An 18299-nucleotide genomic window follows, 5' to 3' on the forward strand; every position below is an offset into this window, starting at 1 on the left:
GACGGCGGCCCGGGTGACGCGTGCGTCACCCGGGCCTCCGTGCGTCCGGAGCGGGTCGGTGCCCGGACGCGCGAGCGCCGGGTGAGGCGGCGTCGGACGTCCGCCTCACCCGGCGCTCCTGCGCGTCAGGCCGGTGTCAGCCGCACGACAGCGCGTCGTGCTCGGCCGTGACCGTGGCCGTCCTCCCCTCGGCGTCGGTGGCGGTGACCGTGGCGGAGCCGGCCTCGACCTCGCCGGAGCGGACCGCGAACGACTGGTAGGCGTTCGCGCCCGGGGCGACGTTCTCGACCGTCTTCGTGCCGTACGGCGTCTCGAGCGTCACGGTGAGCGGCACGTCGTCCTCGTTGAGGGCACGGACCGCGACGTAGGTCTTGCCCGCGAGGCAGCGCGCCTGCGCGGTCGCCGTGACGTCGGGCCCGGCCTCGCCGGCGGGGACGCCGGTGAGGTACTCGAAGCCGTGGGCCGCGAAGTCCTCGCCGTCGGGCGCCTGGTCCCACTCGAGGACGTAGTACGCGACGCCGGCCTCCTGCGCCGCCGTGAGGATCTCCTGGAGCGGCACCTCGCCCTCGCCCAGGTTGGTGAACGACGGGCGGCCGCCCGCGTTCAGGCCCGTGGCGTCCTTGACGTGGAGCAGCTCGATCCGGTCGCCGTACTGCTCGATGAGCGCCGGGACGTCGACGCCCGCGTGGGCGGCCCACGCGACGTCGAGCTGGAACGTCACGTACTCGGGGTTCGTCTCGCGGACCAGGATCTCCCAGGCCGAGAGCGTCTCCCCCTCGTGCTCGTACGTCGTGCGGAACTCGCCGTCGTGGTTGTGGCCGAAGAACTTCGTGAAGCCGGCGTCGACCGCCCGCTCCCCGAGCCGGTTCATGGCCTCGGCCGTCGCGAGCGTGTTCTCGTAGGTGCCGATCCCCGGTGCGGGCCAGCCGCCCGAGCCGACGTACTCCTGGCCGAGCGTCCCCACGTAGTCCAGGGTCGCGTCGAACGTGGCCTCGTCGACGTTGTAGTGCGACGACTTCACGCTCAGGCCGTAGGAGTCGGCCAGCGCACGGAACTCCTCGGCGGTGTAGCCGGAGAAGTTGCCGCCGAAGGGCTCGATGTTCTTGAAGCCGATCTCCGACAGGCGCTCGAGGACGGCCGGGAGGCCCGCCTCGTTGACCCACGGGATGAGCGAGAACATCTGGATGGACACCTGCTCGGCCGGCACGACGACCGGCTCGGTGCTGCCCTCGCCCACGGCGAACGTCACCGCGTCGACGTCCACGCCGCCGGTGGTCGTCACGACGACCGAGCCGGTGCCCTCGGGCACGCTGCTCAGCGTCTGCGTGACGTCCTGCCAGCCCTCGCCCGTGAAGGCGAAGTCGGCCAGCGGCTCGGAGGACTCGGCCCCCGCACCCTGCCAGCTCAGGGTGACGGTGCCCTCGCCGCTGCCGCGGACGGTCACCTCGTCGACGGCCTCGCCCGTCGGGGCGTGGACGAGCGCGAGCGGCCGGTAGGTGAACGAGTCGCCCTCGTCGAACGAGGTGACGTAGCGGCCGGCGTTCGCCGCCGCGTCCTCGACGACCTCGACGCCCTCGGCCGCGTCGTACCACTCGGCCTGCTGCGCCTGCGGCTTGAGGATGTGCGTGGCCTCGCCGGTGATGGCGGGGACGTCACCCTGGGCCTTGTCCGTGTAGGTCACGACGAGCGTGCCGAAGATCTTCTCGCCCTCGCCGTGCTCGACGGCGTCGGGGCTCGTCTGGATCGTGAAGCCGCAGCCGTCCTCGGTGACCGCGGCGCGCCCGCTCACCTCGGGGTGGGCGTGCTCGTTGTGGCCGAGGCCGAACGTGTACTGGATGTTGGTGCACACCGGCTCGTCGCCGTCCTCGGCGTCGTGCACGGCGACGGTGTACGGGACGGCGTCGCCCCAGTCGAAGACCGCGCCGTCCGGCTGGCTCAGCGTGATCTCCGGGGCGGTGTTGCCGACGGTGACCTGCTGGATCGCGAGGCCGAAGTTGCCCTCCGGGTCCGTGACGCGCAGCTGCACGGCGAACCGGCCGCGCTCGGTGAACGTGTGCGTCACCGTCTCGCCCTGGGCGTCGTACTCGCCGTCGGCGTCGAAGTCCCAGTCGAAGGTCAGGCCCTCGTTCGGGGTCTCCGCGTCCGTGGTCGCCGAGGCGTCGAACGTCACCTCGAGCGGTGCGTCGCTGCCCGACACCGGGGTGGCGGAGATCGCCGCGCGCGGGGTCTTGTTCTCCGACCCGTAGGTGATGCGGTACAGCCCGGCGTCCGGGTTCTGGCGGAAGAAGCCGTCACCGTACTCCAGGACGTACATGGACCCGTCCGGACCGAACTCCATGTCCATGACGTTGTCCCAGATCGGCTGGTTCACCGTCTCCAGGTGCGCGTTGGGCAGGAAGTCCTCGACGGCGGTGACCTCACCGGCCGACGAGAGCTCGTCGAGCGTGAACGCGACGACGTAGTCCTGGGAGAACTCCGCCATGAACGGCTTGCCGTCCCAGTACGCGGGGAACTTGCCCGGCGCGTCGGGGTAGTCGGCGGAGCGGAAGATCGGGCCGCCCATGGGCGCCTGGCCGCCGCCGCCCAGCTCGACCAGCGGGTCGAGCAGCTCCGGCTGGTCGCCGGGGCGGTCGCCGTAGTAGACCTGCGGCGCCGTGGCCGGCGGGACGACGTCCAGACCGGTGTTCCACGTGGAGTTGTTCTTCGCGCCGGCCTCGCAGTCGAACCACTCGCCGGGCGTGCCCGTCGCGAAGTCCCACTCGTTGTAGTTCGCGTTGGGGCCGTGGCAGTAGGGCCAGCCACCGTTCATCGGCTCGGTCGTGAGCTGCCACTCGACGTAGCCCATGGGGCCGCGGTCGGGGTTGGCGTTCGCCGCGTCGGGGCCGTAGTCGCCCCAGACGAGCGCGCCGGACTCGAGGTCGTAGTCGATCCGGAAGGGGTTGCGCACCCCCATCACGTAGATCTCCTCGCGCACCAGGTCCTCGGAGCCCTCGTACTGCGGGTCGTCGAAGAGGTTGCCCTCGGGGATCGTGTACGTGGTGCCGGGCCCGACCTCGGTGCCGGGGGCGATGTCCTCGATCGGGTTGATCCGCAGGATCGCGCCGCGCAGGTCGTTCGTGTTGCCCGCGCTGCGGCGGTCGTCGAACCCGGGGTTCATGCCGGGCGCGTTGTTGTTCGGGGCGTACCCGTCGGCGCCGGGGGCACCGGCCGGGGTGTTGTCACCCGTGGACAGGAAGAGGTTGCCCTCCGCGTCCCACGCCATGTCGGCGCCGACGTGGCAGCACTGGCCGCGCTGCGCGTCGACCTTGAGGATCGCGCGCTCGCTGTCCAGGTCGAGCGTGCTGCTCTCCGCGTCCCACGTGAACCGCGAGAGCTGGTTGTAGCCCAGCCACCGGTCCCAGTAGCTCTCGTCCTCGCCCGCGGGGAGCGAGTTCGGCGCGCTGCCCTGCGGCGTCGTCTCGGGGTACTCGACCCCGGTGGGCGAGGTGCCCTCCATGACGCGGGGCGCGTACACGAGGTAGACGAACCCGTTCTCCTCGAAGTCCGGGTCCAGGGAGATGCCCTGCAGCCCGTCCTCGGAGTTCGCGTAGACGTCGAGCTTCGCGATCTGCGTCGTCCGCCCGGTCGCGGTGTCGGTAAGACGGACGACGCCGTCGCGCGCGGTGTGCAGGACCCGCGAGTCGGGCAGCACGGCGAGGTCGATCGGCTCACCGGTGTCCTTGCTCAGCAGGACCTTCTCGTAGTTGTTCCAGTCGAGTGCCCCGTCGTCCTGCGCGGCCTCGGCGGCGGTCTCGCTCTCGTCTCCGCCGTGGCCGGGGTGCGCGCTCGCCCCGCTCATCGCGAGCGGGACGAGCAACGCGGCGGACAGCGCCGCCGCGGCGCCTCGGGCGAGCCTGCGTCGGCTCGTGGATGGTCTGTGCACAACGTCCTCCTTGACGTGGATCGAGGAGCCCGTGGTCCCCGACCAGCAGCGCGGCACCTGTGCTCGGTGCCGCTGCTCGACGATCGCCGCTGATCGGTCGACCCGGATGGGTGGACGGCCCCGGGGACCGGGGCCTGCGCGGCGCCGTCCTGGCCCCGCGCTGCGTTCGACCCTAAGCGCGACTTTCGCTGATGCCAAGTCAGAAGTTGAAATATTGAGACGAAAAGTTGGGCCGGACCCCTCACGAAAACCGACCACAGGGTCGCTGTTCCCGGTGGGTCGCCGGGCGGCCCCCCACGGTGGGCATCCGCCCGTCAGTCGACCCGGAGGTCGACCGTCGCGCCCCGCGCCACGGGCCGGATCTCGACCCCGGGCAGCTCCGGCGACCGCGCGAGGAAGTCGCGCATCGGGCTGCGGAACACGCCGTAGTCGTCGTAGTGGATCGGGACGACGAGCGGCACGCCGACGCGCCGCACGAGGTCCGCTCCCTGCACGTCGTCCATGGTCACGGTCCGGCCGAGGATGCGCGTCCCGCCCAGGTGCGCGACCACCGAGTCCAGGTGCGGGAACGCGTCCGCGACGACGTCCACGTGGTCGCCCGTGAGCGTGTCGCCCGTGACGTAGACCTGGGTCTGGCGGTCGCCGTCCACGCGGTGCGTGTAGACGGTGCCCATGACCTCCGGCAGCAGCGAGCGCATGACGCCGCGCGCGTGGATCGCCGGGACCGACTCCACGTCGAGCGTCTCCTTCCCCGAGCGGAACGTCTCGATCGTGCCGGTCGGCATGCCGACCGTCGCGAAGTGGTACCGCGCCAGGCGCCGCGCCGCGGACGGCGTGGTGAGGAGCGGCACCTGTCGCGTCAGGCCGCGCCGCGCGACCCGGTCGAAGTGGTCCCCGTGCAGGTGGGACAGCACGATCGCGTCGAGCGGCGGGAGGCCCGTCGGCCCGAGCGCGGGCTGGGTGCGGCGCCGCGACGCGAGACCCTTGCCGAGGTAGGCCCACTGGCCGCGGTGCAGGAAGTTCGGGTCGGTGAGCACGGTGAAGCGCCCGAACCGCAGGAGCGCCGTCGCCGTCCCGCCGAACGTGAGCGTCGCGCTCGCGCGGCGGCTCACGGCTCCCCCAGCGCTTCGAGGTGGACGGCCTTGCGCACGGTCATCTCGTCGAGCAGGTCCGGCCCGTACCCGGCCCCGCCGCCGCTGCCGCGCCGCGGGTCGGCGGACCCGCCCGGCGCGCCCCCGAACACCGCGTTCACCTTGACCGTGCCGACGTCGAGCACGTCCGCCGCGCGCAGCGCGTGGGCGAGCGACGGCGTGAGCACGGTCGCCGCCAGCCCGTACGCCGACGCGGACGCGCGTCGCAGGCCCTCGTCGAAGTCGGCGACGCGCACGACCGGCGCGACGGGGCCGAACGTCTCCGTCGTGAGCAGGTCCACGTCGTCCGGGCACCGGTCGAGGACCGTGGGCGCGTAGTACGACCCGGCCCGGTCGAGCCGCCGGCCGCCGGTCACGACCTCGGCACCCGCCGCGAGCGCCCCCTGCACGTGCTCCTCGACGACGGCGAGCTGCGCGTCGTCGACGAGCGGTCCCATGGTCGTCGCGTCGTCGGCCGGGTCGCCCACCACGACGGCGTCGGCGAGGCGCGCGAGCTCGGCGACGACCGCGTCCGCGACCTCCTCGACGACGTACGCCCGCTCGACGGCGGTGCACAGCTGGCCGCCGTTGGTGAACGCGCCGGTCGCGATCTGTCGCGCGGCGAGCACCGGGTCGACGCCCGCGTCCACGACGAGCGGGTCCTTGCCGCCGTTCTCGAGCAGCACCTTCGCACCGCGCGCGCCGGCGGCGGCGGCGATGCGCCGGCCCGCGGCCGTGGAGCCGACGTGCGCGACCAGGGCGACGTCGTCGTGCGCGACGACGGCCGCGCCCGTCCCGCCGTCGCCGCTGACGACGCGCAGGACGTCCGGCGGGAGCGCGCCCGCCACGATCTCGGCGAGGCGCACGCCGGGGGCGTCGCTGCGCTCGGACGGCTTGTGCACCACGGTGTTGCCGGTGACGAGCGCCGCGGCGAGCAGCCCGGCGGCCGCCGGGTAGGGGTCGTTCCACGGCGTGATCACCGCGACGACGCCGCGCGGCTCGCGGCGCACGACGTCCAGCGCCGCGGGGTCGCCCGCGAGCACACGCCCTGCACGGCCGAGACCCGCGACGGCGGCCTCGTCGAGCAGGTCGGCGGCGACCTCGGCCGACGCGCGCGCCTCGGCACGCAGCCGTCCGGTGGTCGTGCACAGCAGGTCGCCGAGCTCGTCGACGGCGGCGCGCACCGCGCGGGCGGCGGCGCGCAGGGCACCGGCCCGCTCCCCCGGCGGGGTCGCGCGCCACGCGGGCCAGGCGGCCGCGGCGGCGCGCACGGCGGCGTCGACCTCGTCGGCGCCCGCGCAGCGGACCGGGGCGGCGGGCTGACCCGTGGCCGGGTCGGTCCGGTCGAGGCGGCGCTCGCCCGCGGCCGGCGTGGTCGGGTCGGGGTGGGTGGTGGTTGCGGTGGTCGTGGTCATGCAGGCCTCCCGGGAATCACACGAAGAGAACTACCCATGGGTGCGACGTCGGCGTGCGAGAACCGCTTCTCCGGGTCAGGGTGAAGTCGGGTTGCAGCAGAGCCGACCCGCACGCGTCAGGTCCAGTGCCCCCGGTTTCTCGAGGCGCACCACGAGCCTGACCCGAACGAGGAAGGCTCGCAGCCCATGCGCGTCCTCGGAGTCAACGCCCTGTTCCACGACCCGTCCGCCGCCCTCGTCGTCGACGGCCGGGTGGTCGCCGCCGCGGAGGAGGAACGCTTCTCGCGGCGCAAGCACGGCAAGCGACCGCTGCCGTTCGCGGCGTGGGAGCTCCCCGAGAAGGCGATGGCCTGGTGCCTCGAGGAGGGCGGGCTGCGTCCCCAGGACCTGGACGCCGTCGCGTACTCGTTCGACCCGGCGCTGGCCAAGCCCGCCGAGGAGATGGGCCTGCCGGACCCGTGGGACTGGCTGCGCGTGCAGTACGCCGAGCGCGCGCCGCAGTTCCTCGCCACCGCGCTGCCGGGCCTGTCCCCCTCGACGGTGCGGTTCGTGCCGCACGAGGTCGCGCACGCGGCGTCGGCCGCGCTGGCGTCGCCGTTCCCGGTCGCGAGCGTCCTGTCGCTCGACGGCCGCGGGGAGCGCTCGTCGCACCTCGCGGGCCGGTACGACCACGGCCGCCTCGAGGTGCTCGCGAGCCAGGAGCTGCCGCACTCGCTCGGGCTGGTCTACGAGTCGCTCACCGAGCACCTGGGCTTCCTGCGGTCGAGCGACGAGTACAAGGTCATGGCGCTCGCGTCGTACGGCGAGCCGCGCTTCCTCGACGACCTGCGCGAGGTGCTCTACGCGGCCGGCGACGGCGGCTTCGTCGCCGAGGTTCCCGACTGGGAGCGCTGGGCGCCGCGCCGCACGGACGACGGCACGTGGGGCACCGCGCACGGCGGCCGGGCCGAGCACGCCGACCTCGCGGCGTCGGTGCAGGCGCGGCTCGAGGAGGTGCTCGTCGACCTCGCGACGTGGCTCCACGGGCAGACGGGCGACCGCGTGCTGACCATGGCGGGCGGCACGGCGCTGAACTGCGTCGCGAACTCGCGGGTCTGGCGCGAGTCGCCGTTCGAGGAGGTCTGGGTCCAGCCCGCGGCGGGCGACTCCGGCACGGCGCTGGGCGCCGCCCTCCAGCTCGCCGCGGAGGCGGGCGACACCGTCGAGCCGATGGGCTCGGCGGCGCTCGGCCGGGCGTGGGGCGACGAGGCGCTCGCCCGGTGGCTGCGCACCGCGCAGGTGCCGTTCACGACGCCCGACGACCTGCCCGCCGAGGTCGGACGCATCCTCGCCGACAACGGCGTCGTGGCGTGGTTCGACGGCCGCGCCGAGCTCGGACCGCGCGCGCTGGGGCACCGCTCCCTGCTCGCGCACCCGGGACCGGTGGAGAACCTGGAGCGCCTGAACGACGTGAAGGGCCGCGAGCAGTTCCGGCCCGTCGCGCCCATGGTCCTGCTCGAGGACGCCGCGGAGATCTTCTCCGGCGGCCCGGTCCCGAGCCCGTACATGCTCTTCGTGCACGAGGTGGCGCCCGCGTGGCGCGACCGGATCGCGGCCGTCGTGCACGTGGACGGCACCGCGCGCATCCAGACCGTCGACGACTCGACCCCGCGCCTGCAGGCGACGATCCGGGCGTTCAAGGAGCTGACCGGGCTGCCGGTCGTCGTCAACACGAGCCTCAACACCGCGGGGCGCCCCATGGTCGACGACCCGCGCGACGCGCTCGAGCTCTTCGGGTCCGCCCCCGTGGACGCGCTCGTGCTCGGCCCGCACCTGGTGCGCCGGCCCGACGTGTTCGCCGCTCCGTCCGGGGCGACGGCGTGAGCGCGCCTGCGGGCCGTCCCGCTCCCCCGGCGCCGTACGCCGTCGTCGTGCCCTCGATCGGCCGCCCGTCGCTCGACCGGCTCCTGGAGACCCTCGTCGCCCAGGCCGACGGCCCGGGCTCCCCCGGGCCGGCCGAGGTCGTCGTCGCGGACGACCGCCGGCTGCCGCGGCCCGGCGCAGCCGACCCGGTGCCCGACCCGCTCGACCTCGGGGACGCCGGCCGTGCGCTCGGCGCGCGCGTCGTGCGCACCGGGGGCCGGGGGCCGGCCGCCGCGCGCAACGCCGGGTGGCGCTCGACGACCGCGCCGTGGGTCGTGCTCCTCGACGACGACGTCGAGCTCCCCGCCGGGTGGGCGCGCCTCCTCGCGCACGACCTCGCGGCGGCGACGCCCCGCACCGGCGGCGTGCAGGGCCGCCTGCACGTGCCGCTGCCCGCGCACCGCCGTCCGACGGACTGGGAGCGCGGGACCGCCGGGCTCGAGCGCGCGGCCTGGGCGACCGCCGACATGGCGTACCGGCGCGCCGCGCTCGAGCAGGTCGGCGGGTTCGACGAGCGCTTCCCCCGCGCCTACCGCGAGGACGCCGACCTCGCGCTGCGGGTGCGCGAGGCGGGCTGGGAGCTCGTGCGCGGCACGCGCACGACGACGCACCCCGTGCGCCCCGCGGACGACGCCGTGAGCCTGCGCGTCCAGGCCGGGACCCGCGACGACGCGACGTTCCGCGCCCTCCACGGGACGGGGTGGCGCGAGCGTGCCGAGACCGGCCGCGGCCGCCTCGCGTGGCACGTCGCGACCGTCGCGGCCGCCGCGGTCGGCGTCGGCGGGCTCGTCGCGCGGCGCCCGCGCGTCGCGGCGCTCGGCGTGCTCGGGTGGGCGGCCCTCACCGCGCAGTTCCTCGGGCGCCGCCTCGCGCCGGGGCCGCGACCGGGCGACGACGCGTTCGGGCCCGAGCTGCGGCGCATGGCGTGGACGAGCGCCGCCATCCCGTTCGCCGCGGTGCGGCACCGCGTCGCGGGCACGCTCGCCGCCCGGCGCGGGCTCGAGCCGTGGCCGCCGCCGCTCGCGGCCGTGCTCCTCGACCGCGACGGCACGCTCGTGCACGACGTCCCGTACAACGGCGACCCGGCGGCGGTGCGTCCCGTCGAGGGCGCCCGCGCCGTGCTCGACGACCTGCGCGCCCGCGGGGTCCGGCTCGGCGTGGTGTCCAACCAGTCCGGCGTCGGGCGCGGGCTCCTCACACGCGCGCAGGTCGACGCCGTGAACGCGCGCGTCGAGGAGCTGCTCGGCCCGTTCGACACGTGGCAGGTGTGCCCGCACGCGCCGGACGACGCGTGCGCGTGCCGCAAGCCCGGTCCCGGCCTCGTGCTCGCCGCGGCGGCCGACCTCGGCGTCGAGCCGTGGCGGTGCGCCGTCGTGGGCGACATCGGCGCCGACGTGGCCGCCGCGCTCGCCGCGGGCGCGACCCCGGTCCTCGTGCCGACGCCCGTCACGCGCGCCGAGGAGGTCGCCGCCGCCCCGTGCGTCGTGCCGGACCTCGCCGCGGCGGTCCGCGCGCTCGACGACCGCCTGCCCGGCTCGCCCCGGGAGCACTCCCCCGACGCGTCGGTTCCCGGCGCGTCCGCGGCGGCGCCGGACGAGGAGCGTGCGGCATGAGCGCCGACGTGCTCGCCGTGCGCCTCGACAGCGACGGCGACGTCCTGCTCACGGGCCCCGCGGTCCGGGCGATGGCGCACGCGGCCGCGCGCGACGGCGGCCGCGTGGACGTCCTGGCGGCCCCGGCCGGGCGCGCGGCGGCAGAGCTCCTGCCGGACGTGCGCGACGTGCTCGTCTTCGACGCCCCCTGGTCCGGCTACCGACCCCCGCCCGTCGACCGCGCGAGCGTGCTCGACCTCGTCGCGACCCTCGCCGAGAGGCGCTACGCCGCCGCGGTCGTCTTCACCTCGTTCCACCAGAGCCCGCTGCCCGCGGCGATGGTGCTCAAGGTCGCGGGCGTCGGGCGCGTCGCCGCCGTGAGCGAGGACTACCCGGGCTCGCTCCTCGACGTGCGGCACACCCGCGCGGACGGCCTGCACGAGGTCGAGGCCGCGCTCGACCTCGCCCGCGCCGCAGGGTTCGGCGCGCCGCCCGACGGCGACCGGCTGCGCGTGCGCGGGCCGCTGCCCGACGTGTCGTCGCTCGTGCCCGCGGGGCCCTACGTCGTCGTGCACCCCGGCGCGTCCGTCCCCGCCCGGGCCCCGGCGCCCGACCACGCGCGCGACCTCGTCGCGGCGCTGGTGCGCGCGGGCCACGAGGTGGTCGTCACGGGCGGCCCCGGCGAGACCGACCTCGCGGCGCACGTCGCCGCCGGGCGCGCGCGGGACCTGTCGGGGCGCACGGACCTCACGGGCCTGGCCGCGGTGCTCGCGGGCGCCCGGTGCGTCGTCGTCGGCAACACGGGGCCCGCGCACCTGGCCGCCGCGGTGGGCACGCCCGTCGTGTCCCTCTTCGCCCCCGTCGTCCCCGCGGAGCGCTGGGCGCCGTGGGGCGTGCCGACCGTCCTGCTCGGCGACCAGGAGGCCGCGTGCCGCGGCACGCGCGCCCGGGTGTGCCCGGTGCCCGGCCACCCGTGCCTCGGCGTCGACCCGGACGACCTCGTCGCGGCCGTCGACCGGCTCGTCGTCCCACACGTCGTGGGGACGCCCGCGCCCCGCGCGACACCGCTCCGGACCGTGGGGGTGACCCGATGAGGATCCTCGTGTGGCACGTGCACGGGTCGTGGGCGACGTCGTTCGTCGCCGGCGGCCACGAGTACCTGGTCCCGGTCGTCCCCGACCGTGGACCCGACGGCCGCGGCCGCGCGCGCACCTGGGACTGGCCGCCCGGGGCGCGCGAGGTCGCGCCGGACGAGCTCGCCGACCTCGCGGCGGACCGTGCGATCGACGTCGTGGTGCTCCAGCGCCCCGAGGAGGTCGAGCTGCTGCGGCGCTGGACCGGGCTCGTGCCCGGCCGCGACGTCCCGGCCGTCTACGTCGAGCACAACGCCCCGACCGGCCACGCGGCCGCGACCCGGCACCCGCTCGCCGACCTCGACGTCGTCAAGGAGGGCCTCGTGCCGATCGTGCACGTCACGGCGTTCAACGCGCTCATGTGGGACACGGGTGACGCGCGCACGCTCGTCGTCGACCACGGCATCCCCGACCCCGGCCCGCTGTACACCGGGGAGCGGGCGAGCGTCGGGGCCGTCGTCAACGAGCCCGTGCGGCGCTGGCGCGTCGCCGGGACCGACGTGCTCGTCGGGCTGGGGCGGCACGTGCCGCTCGACGTCTACGGCATGGGCGTCGGCAAGCTCGCCGAGCATCTCGCCGCGCCCGGCGGCGCGCCGCACGATCTGCCGCACGACCTGCCGCACGACCTGCCGCACGGCCTGCACGACGACGTCCCCCAGGCCGCGATGCACGCGCGGCTCGCGACGTCGCGCGCCTACCTGCACCCCTACCGCTGGACGAGCCTCGGGCTCTCCCTGCTCGAGGCGATGGCCCTCGGGATGCCCGTCCTCGCGCTGCCGACCACCGAGGCGCCCGTCGCGGTGCCCCCGGCCGCGGGGCTCCTCAGCGCCCGTCCCGACGAGCTCGCCGCGACCGCGCGGCGCTGGCTCGCCGACCCCGACGACGCCCGCGAGCACGGCCGGGCGGCCCGCGCCCACGTGCTCGAGCACTACTCCCACGCCGCGTTCCTGCGGCGCTGGGACACGGTCCTGACGGAGGTGACCTCATGAAGATCGCGATGATCTCGGAGCACGCCAGCCCCCTCGCCGCCCTCGGCGGCGTCGACGCCGGAGGGCAGAACGTGCACGTCGCGTCGCTCGCCACGCGGCTCGGCGCGCAGGGCCACCGCGTGGAGGTGTTCACGCGCCGCGACGACGCGTCCCTCCCGGAGCGCGTCCCGCTCGCGCGCGGCGTCGAGGTCGTGCACGTGGACGCCGGTCCGCCGGTGCCCGTGCCCAAGGACGACCTCCTGCCCCACATGGACGCGTTCGGCGCCGACCTCCTGCGGCGGTGGATCGAGCCCGGGCCCCGGCCCGACGTCGTGCACGCCCACTTCTGGATGTCCGGGATCGCGGGCCTGCTGTCCGCGCCCCCGCTCGGGGTCCCGCTCGTGCAGACCTTCCACGCGCTCGGCTCCGTCAAGCGCCGCCACCAGGGCGCGCACGACACGAGCCCCGCCGAGCGCGTGGCCCGTGAGCGCCTGCTGTGCCGCGCGGTCGACCGGATCGTCGCGACGTGCGCCGACGAGGTCGCCGAGCTCGTCGCGCTCGGCGCCGACCCCGACCGCATCGACGTCGTGCCGTGCGGCGTGGACCTCGGCCGCTTCCTGCCCGACCCGGACCGCACCGAGCACCTGCACCGCGAGCCCGGCCGCCTGCGCCTGCTCTCGGTGGGCCGGCTCGTCGAGCGCAAGGGCGTCGACACCGTCATCGAGGCGCTCGCCGAGCTGCCGGGCGCGGAGCTCGTCGTCGCGGGCGGCCCCGCGCCGGGCGCGCTCGACGAGGACCCGGAGGTCCTGCGGCTGCGCGCCGTCGCGGTCGCCTCCGGCGTCGCGGACCGCGTGCGGTTCGTGGGCAGCGTGACGCAGGACGACGTGCGCGACCTCATGCACGCCGCCGACGCCGTCGTGTGCGACCCCTGGTACGAGCCCTTCGGGATCGTCCCGCTCGAGGCCGCCGCGTGCGGGCGTCCCGTCGTGGGCGCGGCCGTGGGCGGGCTGCTCGACTCGGTCGTCGACGGGCGCACGGGCCTGCTCGTCCCGCCGCGCGACCCCGGGGCGCTCGCCGTCGCGCTGCGCCGGCTCGCCGACGACCCGGCGTTCGCGGAACGCCTCGGCTCGGCCGCGCGGCTGCGCGCCGAGCACCTGTACGGCTGGGTCACGGTCGCCGAGCGCACCGCCGAGTCGTACGAGCGCGTCACCACGGCCCGCCGGGCCGAGCGCGGCCGAGCCCGGCCGGTGGCGGCCGGGCGCACCGCGCTGCGGGCGGTGAGCGCACCGTGACCGCGCCCCGGACGCCCTACGGCGACACGCCCGGTGCCGGGCCCGGCGACGGCCCGCACGACGCCGCGCGCCGCTGGCTGCGCGCGCACGCCGACGACCTGCACGACGGCCTGGACCTGCTCACCGCCGAGGCGGGCCGGATCGACGCGTGGGGCGCGCGGCTCGCCGACACGGTGCTCGCGGGCGGGCGGCTGCTCGTCGCGGGCAACGGGGGCAGCGCCGCCGAGGCGCAGCACCTCACCGCCGAGCTCGTGGGCCGCTTCGACGGCGAGCGCACCCCGCTGTCCGCGATCAGCCTGCACGCGGAGACGTCGAGCCTCACGGCGATCGTCAACGACTACGGCATCGCCGAGATGTACGCGCGCCAGGTCGCGGCGCACGGTCGCCCCGGCGACGTGCTCGTGCTCCTGTCGACCTCCGGCGAGAGCGAGAACGTCGTCGCCGCGGCCCGCCGGGCCCGCGAGCTCGGCCTCACCACGTGGGCGCTCACGGGCCCGCGGGACTGCGCGCTCGCGGCCGCGTGCGACGACGTGCTCGCCCTGCGCGGCGCGTCGACCTCGTCCGTCCAGGAGCTGCACCTCGTCGTCGTGCACGCGCTGTGCGCCGCGCTCGACGCGCACGTGCGCCACCGCGAGGCGCGCGCCGCGGCCGGTCTCCCGGGCGCCGGGTCGGCCGACGACCGACCGGCCTCGGCGCCCGCACCGGCCTCCGCGGCGGCGACCGGACCGCAGGTCGTCGTCGTCGGGGACGTGCTCCTCGACCGCGACGTCGACGGCCAGGTCACCCGCTTCTCCCCCGACGGCCCCGTGCCCGTCGTCGACACGCTCGGCGTCCGGCGCAGCCCGGGCGGCGCGGGGCTCACCGCGCTCCTCGCGGCCGACGGCGCGAGCGTGCGCCTCGTCGCGCCGTTCGGGGACGACGACGCGGGCTCCGAGCTGCGGGCCCTGCTGCGCCCGCACCTCGACGTCGTCGCGCTGCCGCAGGTCGGCACGACGCGGCGCAAGACCCGCGTGCGCTCCGGCGGCCAGACCGTCGTGCGCGTCGACGACGGCGGCCCCGCCCGGCCCGGCGACCTGTCGGAGCGCGCGGCGCGGGCGGCGCTCGCGGGCGCGGACGTCGTGCTCGTGTCCGACTACGGCGCGGGGACGACCCACGCCGGGCCGGTCCGCGACGCGCTCGCGCACGCGGCCCGCACCGGGACGCTCGTGTGGGACCCGCACCCGCGCGGCGGCGCCCCGGTCCCCGGGACCGCGCTCGTGACGCCCAACCTCGCGGAGGCGCTCGACGCCGCGGAGGCGCTCGGCCTGGACGCGACGCCCGACGACCCCGGGGGCCTCGCGCGGTCGCTCGCGGCCGCGTGGGACGTGGGGGCGGTGTGCGTCACGGCGGGCGACCGCGGGGCGTTCGTCGCGCGCGCGGACGGCGAGCCGGCGTACGTGCCCGCGACCGTGGCGCACGGCGACCCGTGCGGCGCGGGCGACCGCTTCGCCTCGACGGCCGCGGTCGCGCTCGCCCGGGGCGAGGGGCTCGTCCCGGCGGTCGTCGCCGCCGTCGCCTCGGCCTCGGCCTGGGTCGCGGCGGGCGGCGCGGAGGGCTACCGGCGCCGCGCCGACTCCCCCGCCGACCGCACGCCGGGCGCGGCCCGGGAGCACGTGCCGGACCCCGCGTCCGGCGACCCGGCGCCCTCCGGCACGGCGCAGGACGCCCCGCCGTCGGACCCCGACGGGCCCGAGGCCGTGGCCGCCCGGCTGCGTGCCGCGGGCGGCACCGTCGTCGCCACGGGCGGCTGCTTCGACATCCTGCACGCCGGGCACGTCGCGACGCTCGAGGCGGCCGCGCGCCTGGGCGACCACCTCGTCGTCCTGCTCAACGGCGACGCGTCCGTGCGGCGGCTCAAGGGGCCGCAGCGCCCCGTCGTCGGGCAGGCCGACCGGGCCCGGGTCCTCGCCGCGCTCGACTGCGTGGCCGCCGTCGTCGTGTTCGACGAGGACGACCCGCGCGCCGCGCTCGACCGGCTGCGCCCCGACGTCTGGGCGAAGGGCGGCGACTACACGGAGGAGACGCTCCCCGAGGCGGAGACGGTCCGGCGCCACGGCGGCCGGGTCGTCGTCCTGCCCTACGTCGACGGCCGCTCCACGACCTCGATCCTCGAACGCTCCGGGCGGTTCGCGCCCGGGGTCCCCACCCTGACGGAGGAGACCACCGCATGACCACCACCACGTCCGCCCAGCGGACCGACGTCCCCGTACCCCGCGAGCTCGGCACCGTCTACGTCACCGGGGGCGCGAGCGGCCTGGGGGCCGCGCTCGTCGAGGCGGTGACGGCGGCGGGCGGCAAGCCGGTCGTCCTGGACCGGGTCGCGCCCGCCGACGGCGTGCCGCACGCGGTCGTCGACCTGTCCGACTCCGCCGCCGCGGCCGCCGCGGTCGAGCGGCTCGCGCTCGAGGTCGGGCCGCCCGACGCCGTCGTCACGGCCGCCGGCACCGACGCGTGCGGGCGCCTCGACGAGATCGACGTCGAGACGTGGGAGCGCGTCGTGCGTGTCAACCTCTTCGGCACGGTCGCCGTCGTGCGCGCCGCGCTGCCGTTCCTCGAGGAGCGCCGCGGCACGGTCGTCACGGTGGCGTCGACGCTCGGCCTCAAGGGCGTCTCGGACGCGACCGCCTACTGCGCGTCGAAGTTCGCCGTGCGCGGGTTCTCCCAGGCGCTCGCCGCGGAGCTCGCGGGCCGCGTCGGCGTCACGTGCCTCGTGCCCGGCGGGATGCGCACCGCGTTCTTCGACGGCCGCACCGAGCAGTACAAGCCCGGGCCGGACGCCGACCTCAACGACCCGCGCGCGACCGCGGCCGCCGTCGTGACGGCGCTGCGCCAGCCGGCGGGCTGCGAGATCCGCGAGATGCTCGTCATGGCGTCCGGCGAGACGTCGTGGCCGTGACGGCGGGCGCGACGGAGCTGGCGCCCGACCTGCCGGGGCTCGCGGGGCAGGACGAGGGGACCGTCCTCGTGCTGCGCGCGCTCGGGCTCGGGGACGCGCTGACGGCCGTGCCCGCGCTGCGGGGCGTGCGGCGCGCGTGGCCCGGCCGGCGCGTGCTCCTCGCCGCGCCAGCGGAGGTCGGCGGCTGGCTGCGCGACCTCGGCCTCGTCGACGGCGTCGTGCCAACGCGCGGCCTCGAGCCGCTCGTCTGGGCGCAGGAGGCGCGGACGCTCACCGGTGCTGACCCCGGGCACGTGGCGGTGAACCTGCACGGCAGCGGTCCCGAGAGCCACCGGGTGCTGCTCGACACCGCCCCGGAGCGGGTCGTCGCGTTCGCGTCGGGCGACGCGGGGGTCGACGGGCCGGACTGGGACCCGGACGAGCACGAGGTCGACCGCTGGTGCCGGCTCGTCACCGCGGCGGGCGGCGCGTGCTCGCGCGAGGACCTGCGGCTCGACCCGCCGGGGTCGCGCGGGCGCCACGTCGTCGTGCACCCCGGCGCGGCGTCCGGCGCGCGCCGCTGGCCCGCGGACCGCTTCGCCGCGGTCGCGCGCGACCTCGCGGCCGCCGGTCACGACGTCGTCGTCACGGGCGGCCCCGACGAGAGCGACCTGTGCGCGCGGGTCGTGGCCGACGCGCACGCCGCCCTCGGCGGCCCCGCGGGGGCGCCGGACGGGACCGGCAGCGTGACCGACACGGCCGGGACGCTCGACCTGCCCGCGCTCGCCGACGTGGTCGCGACGGCCCGGCTCGTCGTCTGCGGGGACACGGGCGTGGCCCACCTGGCGACCGCGTACGGCACCCCGTCGGTGGTGCTGTTCGGCCCGACGCCGCCCGCCACGTGGGGCCCCGCCGTGGACCCGGAGCGGCACGCGGTGCTCTGGCACGGCGACACGGAGCAGGGGCCGGCGCACGCGCCCGACGACGCGGCGGGCGGCTACCGGGGTGACCCGCACGCCGCCGACCTCGACCCGGCGCTCGGCCGCATCACCGTCGCCGAGGTCGTCGCGGCCGCGCGGTCGCTCCTCGCGGGGCCGCAGGACCCTGCCGAGATGCGTGCGGGCGACGAGGTCCGGAGGGTCGAGTCATGACCTCTCCCGATCTCGACCCCCGCACCGCCCGGTCCGCGACCTCCACGGGCGAGGGAGCGCACGAGCGCCCCGTCGCCCTCGTCACGGGCTCGGAGTCCGGCATCGGACGCGCCACCGCCGTCGCGCTGGCGGCCGACGGCTTCGACCTCGGCCTGTGCTGGTACGCCGACGAGGAGGAGGCGCAGGAGACCGCGCGCCAGGTCCACGAGCGCGGCGCGACGGCCGTGACGCGCCGCGTCGACGTCACCGACCTCGACGCGCTGGCCCCCGCCGTGGACGCCCTGGCGGCCGAGCTCGGGCGGGTCGACGCGCTCGTCAACGTCGCCGGGACGGGCACCGCGACGCCGTTCCTCGACCTCGACCTCGGGACGTGGCGCGAGGTGCTGACGACGGACCTCGACGGCCCGTTCGTGCTCACCCAGGCCGCGGCGCGGCACATGGTCGCGGGCGGGCGCGGGGGCCGCGTGGTCAACGTGACCAGCGTGCACGAGCACGCGCCGCGCGTCGGGGCCGCCCCGTACTGCGCGGCGAAGGGCGGGCTCGGGCTGCTGACCCAGGTCGCCGCGCTCGAGCTCGCGGAGCACGGCATCACGGTGAACGCCGTCGCCCCCGGCGAGATCGCGACGGCGATGACCGGCCAGGAGGACGAGGACCCGCACCCGACGGCGCGCCCGGGCGTCCCCCTCGGGCGGCCCGGGGACGCGCGCGAGGTCGCCGCCGTCGTCGCGTTCCTGTGCGGCCCGGCCGCGACGTACGTCACCGGGGCCTCCTGGCCGGTCGACGGCGGCATGCTCCGCATGGGGCCGATGGCCGGCTCGCACCTCACCTCGGACGACTGGCGCCGCCCGTGACGCGCCGCCCCTGACGACCGTACCCGCAG

Annotated in this window: 12 protein-coding genes; 9 read left to right on the plus strand and 3 right to left on the minus strand. The window is 76.9% G+C overall.

Annotated elements, in window-relative coordinates; translation table 11 throughout:
* Positions 1-136 precede the first annotated feature (136 nt).
* The 3 genes from BJP59_RS09160 to BJP59_RS09170 form a co-directional block, all read right to left on the minus strand.
* The gene (locus BJP59_RS09160) at positions 137-3922 is read right to left on the minus strand and encodes a PQQ-dependent sugar dehydrogenase (protein ID WP_194522780.1); all 3786 of its coding nucleotides are present in this window, start codon (positions 3920-3922) and stop codon (positions 137-139) included.
* 314 nt (positions 3923-4236) lie between these two features.
* A complete protein-coding gene (locus BJP59_RS09165; RefSeq protein ID WP_194522781.1) occupies positions 4237-5034 on the minus strand; it encodes an MBL fold metallo-hydrolase in 798 nt (265 codons plus the stop codon).
* Positions 5031-6467: an aldehyde dehydrogenase family protein gene (locus tag BJP59_RS09170; RefSeq protein ID WP_194522782.1), complete on the minus strand. Its 1437-nt coding sequence runs from the start codon at positions 6465-6467 to the stop codon at positions 5031-5033. The genes BJP59_RS09165 and BJP59_RS09170 overlap by 4 nt, the downstream gene beginning before the upstream one ends.
* Before the next feature lie 186 nt (positions 6468-6653).
* Between BJP59_RS09170 and BJP59_RS09175 the strand changes: the two genes are divergently transcribed.
* From BJP59_RS09175 to BJP59_RS09215, 9 genes are read left to right on the plus strand one after another with little or no spacing between them, the layout of a single operon-like run.
* Positions 6654-8330 carry a carbamoyltransferase family protein gene (locus BJP59_RS09175; protein WP_194522783.1) on the plus strand — a complete coding sequence of 559 codons (1677 nt, stop codon included), beginning with the start codon at positions 6654-6656 and terminating at the stop codon, positions 8328-8330.
* Positions 8327-9982 carry an HAD-IIIA family hydrolase gene (locus tag BJP59_RS20300; RefSeq protein ID WP_194522784.1) on the plus strand — a complete coding sequence of 552 codons (1656 nt, stop codon included), beginning with the start codon at positions 8327-8329 and terminating at the stop codon, positions 9980-9982. Before BJP59_RS09175 ends, BJP59_RS20300 begins: the two co-directional genes overlap by 4 nt.
* Entirely contained in the window at positions 9979-11055 is a 1077-nt protein-coding gene (locus tag BJP59_RS09185; RefSeq protein ID WP_194522785.1) for a glycosyltransferase family 9 protein, read from the plus strand. The genes BJP59_RS20300 and BJP59_RS09185 overlap by 4 nt, the downstream gene beginning before the upstream one ends.
* On the plus strand, positions 11052-12083 hold the full coding sequence (locus BJP59_RS09190; protein WP_194522786.1) for a glycosyltransferase: 1032 nt from the start codon (positions 11052-11054) through the stop codon (positions 12081-12083). The genes BJP59_RS09185 and BJP59_RS09190 overlap by 4 nt, the downstream gene beginning before the upstream one ends.
* Positions 12080-13354, plus strand: a complete 1275-nt coding sequence (locus BJP59_RS09195; RefSeq protein WP_194522787.1) for a glycosyltransferase — start codon at positions 12080-12082, stop codon at positions 13352-13354. Before BJP59_RS09190 ends, BJP59_RS09195 begins: the two co-directional genes overlap by 4 nt.
* On the plus strand, positions 13351-15564 hold the full coding sequence (locus BJP59_RS09200) for a PfkB family carbohydrate kinase (protein WP_194522788.1): 2214 nt from the start codon (positions 13351-13353) through the stop codon (positions 15562-15564). The genes BJP59_RS09195 and BJP59_RS09200 overlap by 4 nt, the downstream gene beginning before the upstream one ends.
* A complete protein-coding gene (locus tag BJP59_RS09205; RefSeq protein WP_194522789.1) occupies positions 15561-16289 on the plus strand; it encodes an SDR family oxidoreductase in 729 nt (242 codons plus the stop codon). The genes BJP59_RS09200 and BJP59_RS09205 overlap by 4 nt, the downstream gene beginning before the upstream one ends.
* Positions 16280-17419: a glycosyltransferase family 9 protein gene (locus BJP59_RS09210; protein ID WP_336244621.1), complete on the plus strand. Its 1140-nt coding sequence runs from the start codon at positions 16280-16282 to the stop codon at positions 17417-17419. The genes BJP59_RS09205 and BJP59_RS09210 overlap by 10 nt, the downstream gene beginning before the upstream one ends.
* On the plus strand, positions 17416-18270 hold the full coding sequence (locus tag BJP59_RS09215; RefSeq protein ID WP_194522790.1) for an SDR family oxidoreductase: 855 nt from the start codon (positions 17416-17418) through the stop codon (positions 18268-18270). The genes BJP59_RS09210 and BJP59_RS09215 overlap by 4 nt, the downstream gene beginning before the upstream one ends.
* Positions 18271-18299: the final 29 nt, after the last annotated feature.

The sequence above is a fragment of the Cellulosimicrobium sp. JZ28 genome (assembly GCF_015327065.1).
Lineage (GTDB): Bacteria > Actinomycetota > Actinomycetes > Actinomycetales > Cellulomonadaceae > Cellulosimicrobium > Cellulosimicrobium funkei.

Excerpts from the sequence above, each read along its gene's own strand:
- BJP59_RS09170 (WP_194522782.1), bottom strand. The coding sequence starts at position 6,467 with ATGACCACGACCACCGCAACCACCACCCACCCCGACCCGACCACGCCG.
- BJP59_RS09175 (WP_194522783.1), top strand. The coding sequence starts at position 6,654 with ATGCGCGTCCTCGGAGTCAACGCCCTGTTCCACGACCCGTCCGCCGCC.
- BJP59_RS09185 (WP_194522785.1), top strand. The coding sequence starts at position 9,979 with ATGAGCGCCGACGTGCTCGCCGTGCGCCTCGACAGCGACGGCGACGTC.
- BJP59_RS09190 (WP_194522786.1), top strand. The coding sequence starts at position 11,052 with ATGAGGATCCTCGTGTGGCACGTGCACGGGTCGTGGGCGACGTCGTTC.
- BJP59_RS09195 (WP_194522787.1), top strand. The coding sequence starts at position 12,080 with ATGAAGATCGCGATGATCTCGGAGCACGCCAGCCCCCTCGCCGCCCTC.
- BJP59_RS09205 (WP_194522789.1), top strand. The coding sequence starts at position 15,561 with ATGACCACCACCACGTCCGCCCAGCGGACCGACGTCCCCGTACCCCGC.
- BJP59_RS09215 (WP_194522790.1), top strand. The coding sequence starts at position 17,416 with ATGACCTCTCCCGATCTCGACCCCCGCACCGCCCGGTCCGCGACCTCC.